At 61.1% G+C, this 14046-nt stretch carries 11 protein-coding genes; 6 read left to right on the forward strand and 5 right to left on the reverse strand.

The features are described from left to right. The first annotated feature begins 23 nt into the window (after positions 1 to 23). The 5 genes from BBF94_RS08525 to BBF94_RS08545 all read left to right on the forward strand — a co-directional run bounded on the left by BBF94_RS08525 (position 24) and on the right by BBF94_RS08545 (position 8000). The gene (locus BBF94_RS08525; protein WP_065258599.1) at positions 24 to 1451 is read left to right on the forward strand and encodes a di-heme oxidoreductase family protein; all 1428 of its coding nucleotides are present in this window, start codon (positions 24 to 26) and stop codon (positions 1449 to 1451) included. A 26-nt stretch (positions 1452 to 1477) separates the two neighbouring features. Continuing rightward, a complete protein-coding gene (locus tag BBF94_RS08530) occupies positions 1478 to 2542 on the forward strand; it encodes an imelysin family protein (RefSeq protein ID WP_065258600.1) in 1065 nt (354 codons plus the stop codon). A 14-nt stretch (positions 2543 to 2556) separates the two neighbouring features. Next, the gene (locus BBF94_RS08535; RefSeq protein ID WP_065258601.1) at positions 2557 to 3657 is read left to right on the forward strand and encodes a DUF1513 domain-containing protein; all 1101 of its coding nucleotides are present in this window, start codon (positions 2557 to 2559) and stop codon (positions 3655 to 3657) included. Positions 3658 to 3802: 145 nt separating this feature from the next. Then, positions 3803 to 4951 carry an efflux RND transporter periplasmic adaptor subunit gene (locus BBF94_RS08540; RefSeq protein ID WP_065258602.1) on the forward strand — a complete coding sequence of 383 codons (1149 nt, stop codon included), beginning with the start codon at positions 3803 to 3805 and terminating at the stop codon, positions 4949 to 4951. 13 nt (positions 4952 to 4964) lie between these two features. Next, a complete protein-coding gene (locus BBF94_RS08545; protein ID WP_065258603.1) occupies positions 4965 to 8000 on the forward strand; it encodes a multidrug efflux RND transporter permease subunit in 3036 nt (1011 codons plus the stop codon). Positions 8001 to 8067: 67 nt separating this feature from the next. Here the strand turns inward: BBF94_RS08545 and BBF94_RS08550 are convergent, their stop codons facing one another. The 5 genes from BBF94_RS08550 to colR all read right to left on the reverse strand — a co-directional run bounded on the left by BBF94_RS08550 (position 8068) and on the right by colR (position 11792). Further along, entirely contained in the window at positions 8068 to 8295 is a 228-nt protein-coding gene (locus BBF94_RS08550; RefSeq protein WP_065258604.1) for a hypothetical protein, read from the reverse strand. 2 nt (positions 8296 to 8297) lie between these two features. Further along, a complete protein-coding gene (locus BBF94_RS08555) occupies positions 8298 to 9011 on the reverse strand; it encodes a lipopolysaccharide kinase InaA family protein (RefSeq protein WP_065258605.1) in 714 nt (237 codons plus the stop codon). A gap of 4 nt (positions 9012 to 9015) precedes the next feature. Continuing rightward, a complete protein-coding gene (locus BBF94_RS08560) occupies positions 9016 to 9684 on the reverse strand; it encodes a class I SAM-dependent methyltransferase (RefSeq protein WP_065258606.1) in 669 nt (222 codons plus the stop codon). Positions 9685 to 9808: 124 nt separating this feature from the next. Next, positions 9809 to 11119 (reverse strand): sensor histidine kinase, encoded by a 1311-nt coding sequence (locus tag BBF94_RS08565; RefSeq protein ID WP_065258607.1) that lies wholly within the window; start codon positions 11117 to 11119, stop codon positions 9809 to 9811. After that, complete coding sequence (gene colR / locus BBF94_RS08570) at positions 11109 to 11792, reverse strand: two-component system response regulator ColR (RefSeq protein WP_065258608.1); 684 nt, start codon at positions 11790 to 11792, stop codon at positions 11109 to 11111. Before colR ends, BBF94_RS08565 begins: the two co-directional genes overlap by 11 nt. 203 nt (positions 11793 to 11995) lie before the next feature. On the opposite strand from colR, the gene BBF94_RS08575 reads away from it, so the two are divergent. After that, on the forward strand, positions 11996 to 13945 hold the full coding sequence (locus BBF94_RS08575) for an LTA synthase family protein (protein WP_065258609.1): 1950 nt from the start codon (positions 11996 to 11998) through the stop codon (positions 13943 to 13945). Positions 13946 to 14046 lie beyond the last annotated feature (101 nt).

A 14046-nucleotide genomic window follows, 5' to 3' on the forward strand; every position in this document is an offset into this window, starting at 1 on the left:
TTTGCCCGTCCGCAGGAAGTCTGATGCCGTCGTTGCCTCTTCGCTTGTCCGCACTGTTTCTGGCCCTGGGCCTGAGTGCCTGCGATGACGCCCCGCGTTTCACCAAGGCCGAACCCGGCGAGGCCCGTTCCGGCGGCGCGGCGACCGTGCGCAAGACGGATCAGAATGCATTCTCCCAGCCCTCGGCCAATCTGCCGCCCTCGCGCCGCGTGGACTTCAGCGTCGGCAACAGTTTCTTTCGCAGCCCCTGGGTGATCGCGCCGTCGACCACCACCGCCCGCGATGGCCTTGGCCCGCTGTTCAACACCAACGCCTGCCAGGGTTGTCACATCAAGGACGGGCGCGGCCATCCACCGACGCCGGATGCACCCAACGCCGTGTCAATGCTGGTGCGTCTGTCGATTCCCGATGCGCCGCAGTACGCCAGATTGATCGAGCAGCTCGGGGTGGTGCCGGAGCCCGTTTACGGCGGGCAGTTCCAGGATATGGCGATCCCGGGCGTGGCGCCGGAAGGCAAGGTGCGGGTCGATTACACGCCAGTGCCCGTGCGTTTCAAGGACGGCACCGAAGTCGAGCTGCGCAAACCGGTCCTGCAGTTCAGCCAGCTCGGCTATGGCCCGATGCACCCGGACACACGTTTCTCCGCACGGGTCGCGCCACCGATGATCGGTCTGGGCCTGCTCGAAGCCATTCCGGAAGAAGCCATCCTCGCCAACGCCACCGCGCAGGCCAAAGAGAACAACGGCATCAACGGCCGACCCAACCGGGTCTGGGACGACGAGCAGCAAAAGACCGTAATGGGCCGATTTGGCTGGAAAGCCGGGCAACCGAATCTCAATCAGCAAAATGTTCACGCGTTCTCGGGAGACATGGGCCTCACGACCAGTCTGCGACCGTTCGATGACTGCACCGATGCGCAAACCGCCTGTAAACAGGCGCCCGATGGCAACGGCCCGGACGGCGAACCGGAAGTCAGCGACAACATTCTGCGCCTGGTGCTGTTCTACACCCGCAACCTGGCCGTTCCCGCCCGCCGGAACGTCAACGATGCGCAGGTACTGGCCGGCAAGAATCTGTTTTTCCAGGCAGGCTGCCAGTCCTGCCACACACCGAAATACACCACCGCCGCCAACGCGGCCGAACCTGAACTGGCCAATCAAGTGATTCGTCCGTACAGCGATCTGTTGCTGCATGACATGGGCGAGGGCCTGGCGGACAACCGCAGCGAATTCCAGGCCGGTGGCCGTGACTGGCGCACCCCGCCGCTGTGGGGCATCGGCCTGACACAGGCGGTCAGCGGTCACACCCAGTTCCTGCACGACGGTCGCGCCCGCAACCTGCTCGAAGCCGTGCTCTGGCATGGCGGCGAAGCCCGTGCGGCGCAGCAACAGGTTTTGTCTTTCAATGCCGGGCAGCGTGCCGCGCTGCTGGCGTTCTTGAATTCACTTTAAACACTTAAAAGAATCGGGAGCCCGACATGTTCCGTCCCAAGCTGTTGTTCACCAGCCTTGCCGCACTGGCCCTCGGCGCCTGCTCGCCGCAGGATCCGCAAGCCGTCACCTCGGCCGCCATCGCCAAATCGGTGATCCTGCCGACTTACACCCGCTGGGTCGAGGCTGACCGGCAACTGGCCGTCAGCGCCCTCGCCTACTGCCAGGGCAAGGAAAATCTGGAAACCGCCCGCGCCGACTTCCTGCACGCACAGAAAGCCTGGGCCGAGCTTCAACCGCTACTGATCGGCCCGCTGTCTGAAGGCAACCGTTCGTGGCAGGTGCAGTTCTGGCCGGACAAGAAAAACCTGGTCGGCCGTCAGGTCGAGCGACTGGTCAACAGCCAGCCGCAGATCGATGCCGCCGCTCTGGCCAAGTCCAGTGTCGTGGTCCAGGGGTTGTCGGCTTACGAATACATCCTGTTCGACGCCAAGCCTGACGTGGCCAACGACGAACAGAAAGCCAGATACTGCCCGTTGCTGGTGGCCATCGGCGAGCGCCAGAAACAACTGGCCGAAGAGATTCTGAGCAACTGGAACAACACCGACGGCATGCTCGCGCAGATGAGCAAGTTCCCCAACCAGCGCTACGCCGACTCCCACGAAGCGATCGCCGATCTGCTGCGGGTACAGGTCACCGCCCTCGACACCCTGAAGAAAAAGCTCGGTACCCCGATGGGCCGTCAGAGCAAAGGCGTGCCGCAACCGTTCCAGGCCGATGCATGGCGCAGCCAGTCGTCGCTGACGGCGATGGAAGCCAGCCTGGCCGCTGCCAAAACCGTCTGGGAAGGTGTCGACAACAAAGGCCTGCGCGGCTTGCTGCCGGCCGAACAGAAACCGCTGGCGGACAAGATCGACGCGGCGTACGCGGCCTCGCTCAAGCTGTTCGGCAGCACTCAGCGTTCGCTGACCGAAATGCTCGAAGACGACGCCGGTCGCCAGCAGCTCAACGATATCTACGACAGCCTCAACGTCGTCCATCGCCTGCACGAAGGCGAACTGGCCAAGGCGCTGGGCATTCAACTGGGCTTCAACGCCAACGACGGTGACTGATGAGGGCAAGTGCCATGCTGCGACGCCAGGCTCTGACTTTAGGTAGTTTGCTGCTGGGAGCAGTGACATTGGGCGGCTGGACGCTGTTCAAGCGCAAGGATCAGAGCCCGCTGCTGCTGTCGGCGCGGGACGACACCGACGGCAGGCACTACGCCGTCGGTTATCGGCTGGACGGCACCCGGGTGTTCGCCACCGAAGTCGGCCAGCGCTGCCACGACATCATCAATCACCCGACGCTGCCGATCGCGCTGTTCGTCGCCCGGCGTCCGGGCACCGAGAGCTACCTGATCGACCTGCGCGACGGTGCCTTGCTGCAGACCGTGACCTCGCAGCCGAACCGGCATTTCTACGGCCACGCGGTGATCCACCACAGCGGCGATTACCTGTACGCCACCGAGAACGACACCAGCGATCCGGGCCGCGGCCTGCTCGGGGTGTACAGGTTCGAGGGTGAACGGCTGGTGCACAGCGGCGAGATTTCCACCCACGGCCTCGGCCCGCATCAGGTGTCGTGGATGCCCGATGGCGAAACCCTGGTGGTGGCCAACGGCGGAATCCGCACCGAGGCCGAAAGCCGGGTCGACATGAACCTCGACGCCATGGAACCGAGCCTGGTGCTGATGCAACGCGACGGCACCCTGCTGAGCAAGGAAACCCTCGCCCAGCAGATGAACAGCGTGCGTCACCTGGGCATTGCCAGCGACGGCACCATCGTCGCCGGCCAGCAGTTCATGGGGCCTTCCCAGGAGCGCTCCGAATTGCTGGCGATCAAGCGTCCGGGCCAGCCGTTCGTGGCGTTTCCGGTGCCGGATCATCAGTTGCAGTCGATGGGGCACTACACCGCCAGCGTCGCCGTGCACAGCGAACTGCGTCTGGTGGCGCTGACCGCACCGCGTGGCAACCGCTTCTTCATCTGGGATCTGGACAGCGGCGAAGTGCGCCTCGATGCACCACTGCCCGACTGCGCCGGCGTCGGTGCAGTGAAAGACGGCTTTGTCGTGACTTCGGGGCAAGGACGTTGCCGCTACTACGATTGCCGCCAGGATGAACTGCTGGCCAGGCCGCTGGATCTGCCCGCAGGGCTCTGGGACAACCATCTGCACCTGATGGCCTGAAGATCGCCGCCGACCGTCCGGTCGGCGGTGCTCCCCTCCTCTGCCTTATCCCCCATACCCTGTAAAAACTGGCAGTTGGAATCCCTGCCGGAGTCGGGGTAATGTGCCCGCCTGTCTCGCCTGATTTTCTCCAAGGAACCGGAATATGCTGCGTCGCCGCATGCTGATCATGTTGGGTGTTGTACTGCTGATCGTTCTGCTTCTCGCCGGTTACAAGGCCTTCTCGATCTACACCATGATCCAGGGCTTTGCCAAACCGAAGCCGCCGATCAGCGTCGCCGTGGCCACTGCCACAGAGCGCCCGTGGCAGATGCGTCTGCCCACCGTTGGCACGTTGAAGGCCCTGCAAGGCGTCGAGCTGAGCCTGGAAGTCGCCGGCACCGTCACCGAGCTGAAATTCGAATCGGGGCAGAAGGTCAAGGCCGGGCAACCGTTGCTGCAACTCGACAGCGCTGTCGAGTCCGCCCTGCTGGAAACCGCCAGGGCCGACCTCGGTCTGGCGCAACTGGATTTCGGTCGCGGCAGTCAACTGGTGGGCAGCAGCGCCATTTCCAAAGGCGAATACGACCGGCTCTCGGCGGTCCTGCAAAAGAACCGCGCCACGGTCAATCAACTCAATGCCTCGCTGGCGAAAAAACGCATCGTCGCCCCCTTCAGCGGCACCATCGGCATCCGTCAGGTGGACGTCGGCGACTACCTCGCCAGCGGTACGAAAATCGCCACCCTGCAGGATCTGAGCAGCCTCTACGCCGACTTTTACGTGCCTGAACAATCCGTGCCGAAACTGGCCATCGGTCAGCCAGTCCAGATCTCGGTCGCGGCTTACCCCGGGCAGAACTTCCCCGGCGCCATCAGCGCCATCAACCCGATCGTCGAAAGCACCACCCGCAACATTCTGGTTCGCGCGACGCTGGCCAACCCTGACGGCAAGTTGCTGCCGGGCATGTTCGCCAGCCTTGAAGTGCTGCTGCCGGATCCGCAGAAGCACGTCGTGGTACCGGAGAGCGCTGTCACCTACACCCTCTACGGCAACTCGCTGTACGTGGTCGGACAGAAGAAGGCCGAGGACGGCAGCGTCGAGAAGGACGACCAGGGCCAGCCGGTGCTGATCGCCGAGCGCCGCTTCATCGAGACCGGTGAACGCCGTGATGGCCTGGTGATGATCAACAAGGGCGTGCAGAGCGGCGAACAAGTGGTGACGGCCGGCCAGATCAAACTGGACAACGGTGCCCACATCGCCATCAGCGACGACAAGACCCTCGGCGGACAGAACAGTCTGCGCCGCGTCGACTGATCAAGGAACCCCCATGGCCTTTACCGATCCGTTCATTCGCCGCCCGGTGCTCGCCACCGTGGTCAGCCTGTTGATTGTGCTGCTGGGCTTCCAGGCCTGGAGCAAGCTGCCGCTGCGCCAGTACCCGCAAATGGAAAACGCCCTGATCACGGTGACCACCGCTTATCCCGGGGCCAACGCCGAAACCATTCAGGGCTATATCACCCAGCCGATGCAACAGAGTCTGGCGAGCGCCGAGGGCATCGACTACATGACCTCGGTCAGCCGCCAGAACTTCTCGGTGATCTCGATCTACGCGCGCATCGGCTCCAACAGCGATCGCCTGTTCACCGAACTGCTGGCCAAGGCCAACGAGGTCAAGAACAAGCTGCCGCAGGATGCCGAAGACCCGGTGCTGAGCAAGGAGTCCGCCGATGCTTCGGCGCTGATGTACATCAGCTTCTTCAGCAAGGAGTTGAGCAACCCGCAGATCACCGACTACCTGTCACGGGTGATCCAGCCGAAACTGGCGACTTTGCCGGGCATGGCCGAGGCGGAAATCCTCGGCAACCAGGTGTTCGCCATGCGTCTGTGGATCGACCCGGTGAAGCTCGCGGGATTCGGCCTCAGCGCCGGCGACGTGACCAACGCCGTGCGCCAGTACAACTTCCTCTCGGCCGCCGGTGAGGTGAAAGGCGAATACGTGGTCACCAGCATCAACGCCAACACCGAGCTGAAGTCCGCCGAGGCCTTCGGCAAGATTCCGCTCAAGGTCAACGGTGACAGTCGCGTGTTGCTGAGCGATGTGGCGCGGGTGGAAATGGGGGCGGAGAACTACAACTCCATCAGTTCCTTCGGCGGTACGCCGTCGGTGTACATCGGCATCAAGGCCACCCCCGGGGCCAACCCGCTGGACGTGATCAAGGAAGTGCGCAAGATCATGCCGGAGCTGGAAGCCCAGTTGCCGCCCAACCTCAAGAGCGAGATCGCCTACGACGCCACGCTGTTCATCCAGGCGTCCATCGACGAGGTGGTGAAAACCCTGTTCGAGGCGGTGCTGATCGTGATCGTGGTGGTGTTCCTGTTCCTCGGCGCCCTGCGTTCGGTGGTGATCCCGGTGGTGACCATCCCGTTGTCGATGATCGGCGTGATGTTCTTCATGCAGATGATGGGTTACTCGATCAACCTGCTGACCTTGCTGGCAATGGTGCTGGCAATCGGGCTGGTGGTGGACGACGCCATCGTCGTGGTGGAAAACATCCACCGGCATATCGAGGAAGGCAAGACGCCGCTGGAGGCCGCTCTGGAGGGGGCACGGGAAATCGCGATGCCGGTGGTATCGATGACCATCACCCTGGCGGCGGTGTATGCACCGATCGGTTTCCTCACCGGGCTGACCGGTGCGCTGTTCAAGGAGTTCGCGTTGACTCTGGCCGGCGCCGTGGTGATTTCCGGCATCGTCGCCCTGACCTTGTCGCCGATGATGTGCGCACTGCTGTTGCGCCACGAGGAAAACCCCACGGGCCTTGCCCATCGACTCGACCGGATCTTCGACAGCCTCAAGCGCCGTTATCAGCGCATGCTGCACGGCACCCTCGATACGCGCCCGGTGGTGCTGGTGTTCGCGGTGATCGTGCTGTGCCTGATTCCGGTGCTGCTCAAGTTCACCAAATCGGAACTGGCGCCGGATGAAGACCAGGGCATCATTTTCATGATGGCCAACGCCCCGCAACCGACCAACCTCGATTACCTGAACACCTACACCGAAGAGTTCGTGAAGATCTTCAAGGAATTCCCGGAGTACTACTCGTCGTTCCAGATCAATGGCTACAACGGTGTGCAAAGCGGCATCGGCGGCTTCCTGCTCAAGCCATGGAACGAACGCCACCGTACCCAGATGCAGATCCTTCCTGAAGTCCAGGGCAAGCTCGGGAGCATTCCAGGCCTGCAGATCTTCGGTTTCAACCTGCCGTCCCTGCCCGGCACCGGTGAAGGTCTGCCGTTCGAGTTCGTGATCAACACCGCCAATGACTACGAGCCGTTGCTGCAGGTGGCCGACCGGATCAAGAAACGTGCGATGGAATCGGGCAAGTTCGCGTTCGTCGACCTGGATCTGGCCTTCGACAAACCGGAAGTCGTGGTCGATATCGACCGTGCCAAGGCGGCACAGATGGGCGTGTCGATGCAGGATCTGGGCGGCACGCTCGCCACCTTGCTGGGCGAGGCGGAAATCAACCGTTTCACCATCGAAGGTCGCAGCTACAAGGTCATCGCCCAGGTCGAGCGGGCCTATCGCGACAATCCGGACTGGCTGAACAATTACTACGTGAAAAACACACAGGGCGAGTTGCTGCCCCTGTCGACCCTGATCACCGTGACCGACCGGGCACGACCGCGACAGCTCAACCAGTTCCAGCAGCTCAATGCGGCGAAGCTGTCCGGGTTTCCGCTGGTCAGCATGGGCGAAGCCATCGACAGTGTGATGCAGATCGCCCGGGAAGAGGCCCCTGCCGGTTTTGCCTTCGACTATGGCGGCGCCTCACGGCAGTTCGTGCAGGAAGGCAGCGCGTTGTGGGTCACTTTCGCCCTGGCGCTGGCGATCATTTTCCTGGTGCTGGCCGCCCAGTTCGAGAGCTTCCGCGATCCGCTGGTAATCCTGGTGACCGTACCGCTGTCGATCTGCGGCGCGTTGATTCCATTGTTCCTCGGCTGGTCGAGCATGAACATCTACACCCAGGTCGGCCTGGTGACGCTGATCGGCCTGATCAGCAAACACGGGATCCTGATCGTCGAGTTTGCCAATCAGCTGCGCAAGGAAAAGGGGTTGACGGCTCGGGAGGCCGTAGAGGAAGCGGCAGCCATTCGCTTGCGGCCGGTGCTGATGACCACTGCCGCGATGGTGTTCGGCATGGTGCCACTGATCGTGGCCACGGGTGCAGGCGCGGTCAGCCGTTTTGATATCGGTACGGTGATTGCCACCGGGATGTCGATCGGGACACTGTTTACCCTGTTTGTCCTGCCCTGTGTCTATACCCTGCTGGCGAGCCCCGACCCCAAGCCTTCCAGCTGATGCCGCAATAAAAAAGGCCTCGCATGTGCAAGGCCTTTGGCTCTTGTAGAAAGAGGCTTCAATCGATTCAACTCTGCGGCCTCATCCGTTGAGAAAGCCCGAACATGAACAGCAGCAGATCATGGTCCGGTTGAGTTGCCACGGTGGCCTTGGCCACCCGTGGCATGGGGCAATGGGCATCGTTGCCCGATTTGCCGATCACCTGCATTTGTGGCTGTTCCCAGGCCGCCACCGCCAATGATGCAACTGCCAAGGCTCCTACCAGAAACAAACCTCGTGCAATTTCTAGTTTCATCGCTATAAACCCTTGATAGCGCTGCCAAACGCCGTCTCGTAAAAATAGACGAGTTTTTTCCAGTCCGCCGGGCTGAACGACGAGTGGCGACGCAACTGTTTCATGTCGTGGGACGCCGCACGATAAGCGGTCAGGCGCTGGCGGCATTTTTCCAGATCGATCAGTGCCACTTGAACGTTGGCCGACTCACCCTCGCCGGTGACACTGACAAAAACGTGCTTGATATAAATGCAGCTGTGCTGCCAGCGGCCCTTGTGCATGCGGGCCAGATTCTCGGCGAGGTCCTTGAGCACGCGTTCATAAACGGCTTCACCGTGTCGCTCGCGGCCGCCTCCCGCTTCCCACTGTTCAAGTTCCTGGAAACCGTCCAGCGATTTGGTGACCAGCAACGCTCGCCACTTGTGCTCTGGATCGGGCTGCGCACCACAGAAAACGATTTCCGGTACCCGTACGCCCAACCGTGTCACGCCGGTCAGCGCATCGAGTTCACGCAATACGGTCGGCCGTCCGAACGGATGCAGCCAACTGCGATAGATATGTCCTGTCTGGCGTTTGGCATACAGCAGTTGCCCATCGCGCCCCACCACTCGCTGCACTCCACTTTCGCCACCACGACGCACGTTGGGTTCTTCCACCCATTCACCGCGCTGGTTCCAGTAATAGTCGAAGCGATCCTGGGGAGCGACTTCCGTTTCTGCTGCAAATTGCACTGCCATCCTCTTACCTCTTGCGTAATACGTAAACTCGCCACATGGCATAGAGCGGAATGAAGTCCAGTTGTTCCTGGATCCTGAATCCCGCCGCTTCGAATTCCTTTTCAACCGTAGCGGCCGGTAACACAAACCGGTTCTGGTAACCTTCCTGTCCGCGCCGTTTCTCGGCGCGCTTGCGTTTCCAGGCCTTGAAATTGCCATCCACCCACAACGAAATGATCACACTGTCCCGGGTCACGCGTTCGAATTCACGCAGAATGGCCTGCCGATGTTCGGCTTCGCCGATGTGATGCAGCAGACGCATGCAGAAAATGCTGTCCACGGCATTGTCAGGCAAAGCAATGTCGAACGCCGACGTGTGCAGGGGTTGTACCCGCTTCACCACATCCGCCGGCTGCGCCTGCATCGCCGTCCTGATCATCGACTCGGAATTGTCTGCCCCGATGATCACCCGATTGGGTTTTTCTGCCAGCAACGGCCAGAAACGCCCGGCACCGCACGGCAGATCCAACACCAGTCCCGGTTCGCCGACCAGAGTCAACGCCTTGCGGGCCAACTGTTGATCACGCCAGTTGGACAGGCGACGCCCCAGGCCATCCTGGTGCTTGCGCAGATATTTCTGCGCATGGTTATCGTCGTACTTCTCGGAAAAATCGAGCTTGATCGGGCCGGCCATTATCGGGACTCCTGAATTGCTTATATCCCCACCTTATGCAGGGGCGTGTCAGCGTCAGGTCATCCCTTTGTGAAAAAAACGTCGCGTAAACCCACGAACTATTTCAAGGTTATACAGCATTTGTTCAGGTTGGCAGCTTTTTTGTGCTGTTTGAGAGGGATTCGCGTTTGCCAAGATCTACTTCGAAACGGCAGCCATTGGGATCCATCGTACTCAAAGTGACGCTCCAGCCCTGGTTTTCGCAGATCCGTTGAACCAGTGAAAGCCCGAGGCCAAGGCCTTCTCCGCGTTTTTCATTACCACGCACGAAAGGCTTGAACATCTCCTGACGCTTCTCCTCGGGAATGCCCACGCCCGAGTCTTCGACCACAAAACCGTTGGCATTGAGTGTCAACCGGATGAAACCCTGCTCGGTGTAGTGCAATGCGTTACGCAGCAGATTGCCCATCACTGCATTGAGCAGCGTGGCGTTGTAAAGAGTGTCCGGCGGGTTGCCCGGTTCGAAAATCAGCTTCAGTCCCTTGGATTCGATCGGCTCGCGCCACAGGCCCAACAAATTGTCCGCCACCTGGCCGAGGCTGTGCCGGGGGCCCGCCCCCGCATCTTCGCGCTGAGCGCGGGCCAGCATCAGGAAAGTCTGCACCAGTTCGCGCATTTCTTCGCTGGCCCGGGCAATCCGCTCGACCTGGGCACGACCGCGCTGATCGATATCCGGGTTTTCCAGCAGCAATTCACAGGAACTGGCCAACACCATCAAAGGCGTACGCAGCTCATGGCTGACATCACTGGTGAACAGCCGCTCGCGGGTCAGTGCCTGGCGCAGACGCCCCAACGTCGCATCGAAGGCCACCGCCAGTTCACCCACTTCATCGGCGGCGTAGTCCGGGGCCAGCGGCGGGGCCAGCCCCAACAACTGATCGCGGTGACGCACCTGACGCGCCAGCCGCACCACGGGCGCCATCACCTTGCGCGCCAGCACCCAGCCCAGGAACACCGCCAGCGCCAGACTGAGCACGAAGCCGACCAGCACCACGGCAAACAGCACGCGCTCACGCTCTTCGAAATCGCTTTGATCCTGCAGCAACACATAGCGTCGGCCGTCGACGATTTCGACCATCGCGTGATACGACAGCTGTTCGCGAAAAACTTCGTGGAACCCCGAATCCAGGTGCCGCAGATCCTTGGGCAGTTCGAAGTCGCCCGGACCACCGCTGAAATAGAACAGCTGATCCGGCTCCGGCCGATGGCTCCAGTCCGAGACGTTGTCCATCAGCAACAGGCGCTGCAGGTCGCCGCCCAGCCCGGCGGAGATCAGTTTTTCTTCCACCAGGTGCACCGTCGCGACGATGCCCATGGCGAAGGCCCCTGCCACCAGTGCACTCATCAATGCAAAAGCGATGATGATCCGCTGGGCAAGGCTTTGCTTAAACTCCATCGCGGCCCTCGGCCAAGCGATAGCCCACGCCGTGCACGGTGTGCAGCAGTGGTTTGGCGAAAGGCTTGTCGATCACCTGGCGCAACTGGTGGACGTGGCTGCGCAGGCTGTCGCTGTCCGGGCAGTCATCGCCCCACAGGGCTTCTTCGAGAATTTCCCGACGCAGTACATGCGGGCTCTTCTGCATCAACACCGCAAGCAGTTTCAGGCCGACCGGGTTGAGCTTGAGCAGTTTGCCTTCGCGGGTCACTTCAAGCGTGTCGAGGTCGTAACTCAGGTCGCCGACCTGCAGGGAGCGACGACCGCCGCCCTGGGTCCGGCGCATCACCGCCTCGACTCGCGCCGCGAGCTCCGACAAGGCGAAAGGTTTGACCAGATAATCGTCGGCCCCGGACTTGAAGCCCTGCAGGCGGTCATCGAGCTGGTCGCGGGCGGTAAGCATGATCACCGGCGTGTCGCGGCGGGCATCTTCGCGCAGGCGTTTGCACAGGGTATAGCCATCGATGCCGGGCAACATGATGTCGAGCACGATCAGGTCATAGTGCTCGGTGGCTGCCAGATGCAGGCCCGACAGACCGTCCTGGGCGCAATCGACGGTATAGCCCTTCAGGCCCAGGTAATCAGCCAGGTTGGCCAGGATATCGCGGTTGTCTTCGACCAATAGAATTCGCATGGGCACCTCTTGCGTACACAGTAACGGCCATCATGGCCCGCGCAGCTTACGGCCTGTTTCGGTTCAGGGCTAGGGTTGGCGGCCCGACAGCCGAATTTGCCCGACTTAAATAATTTTTTAACAAAGTTTTCACCATCGATTCACAACCTGATTACAGTGGCGCCGCGAAACTCCCGCGCCATTGATAAAAGGAACTAAACACAATGGTTTTTCTCAAGACGGCGCCGATGCGCTATCTGCAATTGGTCACCGGCACCTGGCTGGCGGTATTCCTCCTCACCCGTATCGTACTGCTGCTGACTCATCTGAATGAGGCCGGTGGTGGAACGTTGTCCGTGTTCGGCATTGGCCTGGTGTACGACCTGGCCTTCCTCGCCTATGCCGCCCTGCCAATGGGGCTGTATCTGTTGCTGTGCCCGCCGGCACTGTGGCGCCGCCGCGGTCACCGCTGGTTCCTTCAGGGACTGCTGACCGTCAGCCTGTACGCCATGTTGTTCACGGCCGTGGCCGAATGGCTGTTCTGGGACGAGTTCGGGGTTCGCTTCAACTTCATCGCCGTCGATTATCTGGTGTATTCCGACGAAGTGCTGAACAACGTGCTCGAGTCCTACCCGATCGGCAAGTTGCTGAGCCTTCTGGCGGTGCTGGCCATCGCGCTGAGTTTCGCGCTGCGCAAGCCGTTCAACGCCGCACTCGACGCCCCGCTGCCGCCATTGCGTGGTCGGCTGCTCAATGCGCTGGCGCTGTTGGTGGTAGCAGGTCTGAGTCTGCAACTGATCAGCCAGGACGCACCGCGCGCCCAGGGTGGCAACGCCTATCAGAACGAACTGGCGAGCAATGGCCCGTATCAGTTCTTCGCCGCATTCCGTAATAACGAGCTGGATTACAGTCAGTTCTACAAGAGCCTGCCGACGGATAAAGTCGCCAGTCAGATGCGTGCCGAACTGAATGAGCCCGATGCCCGTTTCGTCGGTCAGGATCCACAGGATATCCGCCGCAATATCGACAACCCCGGTGTCACCCGCAAACCGAACATCGTGCTGGTGACCATTGAAAGCCTCAGTGCCAAATACCTGGGCAGCAACGGTGACGGGCGCAACCTGACGCCGAACCTCGACGCGTTGCGCAAGCAGAGCCTTTACTTCAACAATTTCTACGCCACCGGCACCCGTACCGACCGGGGTCTGGAAGCCATCACCCTGGCCATTCCACCGACACCGGGCCGTTCGATCGTCAAACGCATCGGTCGCGAAAGCGGTTTCGCCAGCCTCGGCCAGCAACTGAGCGCGGTGGGCTATGACAGCGTGTTCGTGTACGGCGGCCGTGGCTACTTCGACAACATGAACGCGTTCTTCAGCGGTAACGGCTATCGCGTTGTCGATCAGAGCAGCGTCGATGAGTCGGAAATCCACTTCAAGAATGCCTGGGGCATGGCCGACGAGGATCTGTACAAGCAGACCCTGAAACTGGCGGACGCCGATTACGCCAGGCAGCAACCTTTCCTGTTGCAACTGATGACTACGTCCAATCACCGTCCGTACACCTATCCGGAAAACCGCATCGATATCAAGTCGGGTAACGGTCGCGACGGCGCGGTGAAGTACACCGACTATGCCATCGGCCAGTTCCTGGAACAGGCGCGGCAGAAACCGTGGTTCGACAACACGATCTTTATCTTCGTCGCCGACCACACCGCCGGCAGTGCGGGCAAGGAAGACCTGCCGATCACCAACTACCAGATCCCGCTGTTCATTTATGCGCCCAAGCTGATCGAGCCACGGGAAAACGCGCAACTGGCCAGCCAGATCGATCTCGCGCCGACCCTGCTGGGGTTGCTGAACCTGGATTATCAATCGACGTTCTTCGGTCGCAATCTGCTGCAGGACAACCCGCTGCCGCCTCGGGTCGTGGTGGGCAACTATCAGCACCTGGGTCTGTTCGACGGCAAGGACCTGGCGATTCTCAGCCCACGCCAGGGCCTGCGCCGGCATGACGATGCGCTGAGCGAAAGCCGCGAATCCCGGGTCGACAGCAACGATCCGCTGATCAGCCGCGCGATCTCGTATTACCAGACCGCCAGTTATGGTTTCAAGCAACAGCTGCTTGGCTGGAAAGCCCCCAAAGAGGGCAATCCGCAAGTCAGTGAACGCTGATCGAAACGCCTCGGGCCGATGATCCCGAGGCTTTTTTACGGGCAATAAAAAACCCCGCCTGCTCATCGCAGGCGGGTTTTTTCGTTTCGGGGCAAGGCTGG

It is taken from the genome of Pseudomonas bananamidigenes (assembly GCF_001679645.1).
In the GTDB taxonomy this organism is placed as follows: Bacteria; Pseudomonadota; Gammaproteobacteria; order Pseudomonadales; family Pseudomonadaceae; genus Aquipseudomonas; species Aquipseudomonas bananamidigenes.

Bases quoted from the DNA above. Each gene is read 5' to 3' on its own strand.
- BBF94_RS08525 (WP_065258599.1), top strand. From the start codon at position 24: ATGCCGTCGTTGCCTCTTCGCTTGTCCGCACTGTTTCTGGCCCTGGGC.
- BBF94_RS08530 (WP_065258600.1), top strand. From the start codon at position 1,478: ATGTTCCGTCCCAAGCTGTTGTTCACCAGCCTTGCCGCACTGGCCCTC.
- BBF94_RS08535 (WP_065258601.1), top strand. From the start codon at position 2,557: ATGCTGCGACGCCAGGCTCTGACTTTAGGTAGTTTGCTGCTGGGAGCA.
- BBF94_RS08540 (WP_065258602.1), top strand. From the start codon at position 3,803: ATGCTGCGTCGCCGCATGCTGATCATGTTGGGTGTTGTACTGCTGATC.
- BBF94_RS08545 (WP_065258603.1), top strand. From the start codon at position 4,965: ATGGCCTTTACCGATCCGTTCATTCGCCGCCCGGTGCTCGCCACCGTG.
- BBF94_RS08550 (WP_065258604.1), bottom strand. From the start codon at position 8,295: ATGAAACTAGAAATTGCACGAGGTTTGTTTCTGGTAGGAGCCTTGGCA.
- BBF94_RS08555 (WP_065258605.1), bottom strand. From the start codon at position 9,011: ATGGCAGTGCAATTTGCAGCAGAAACGGAAGTCGCTCCCCAGGATCGC.
- BBF94_RS08560 (WP_065258606.1), bottom strand. From the start codon at position 9,684: ATGGCCGGCCCGATCAAGCTCGATTTTTCCGAGAAGTACGACGATAAC.
- BBF94_RS08565 (WP_065258607.1), bottom strand. From the start codon at position 11,119: ATGGAGTTTAAGCAAAGCCTTGCCCAGCGGATCATCATCGCTTTTGCA.
- colR (WP_065258608.1), bottom strand. From the start codon at position 11,792: ATGCGAATTCTATTGGTCGAAGACAACCGCGATATCCTGGCCAACCTG.
- BBF94_RS08575 (WP_065258609.1), top strand. From the start codon at position 11,996: ATGGTTTTTCTCAAGACGGCGCCGATGCGCTATCTGCAATTGGTCACC.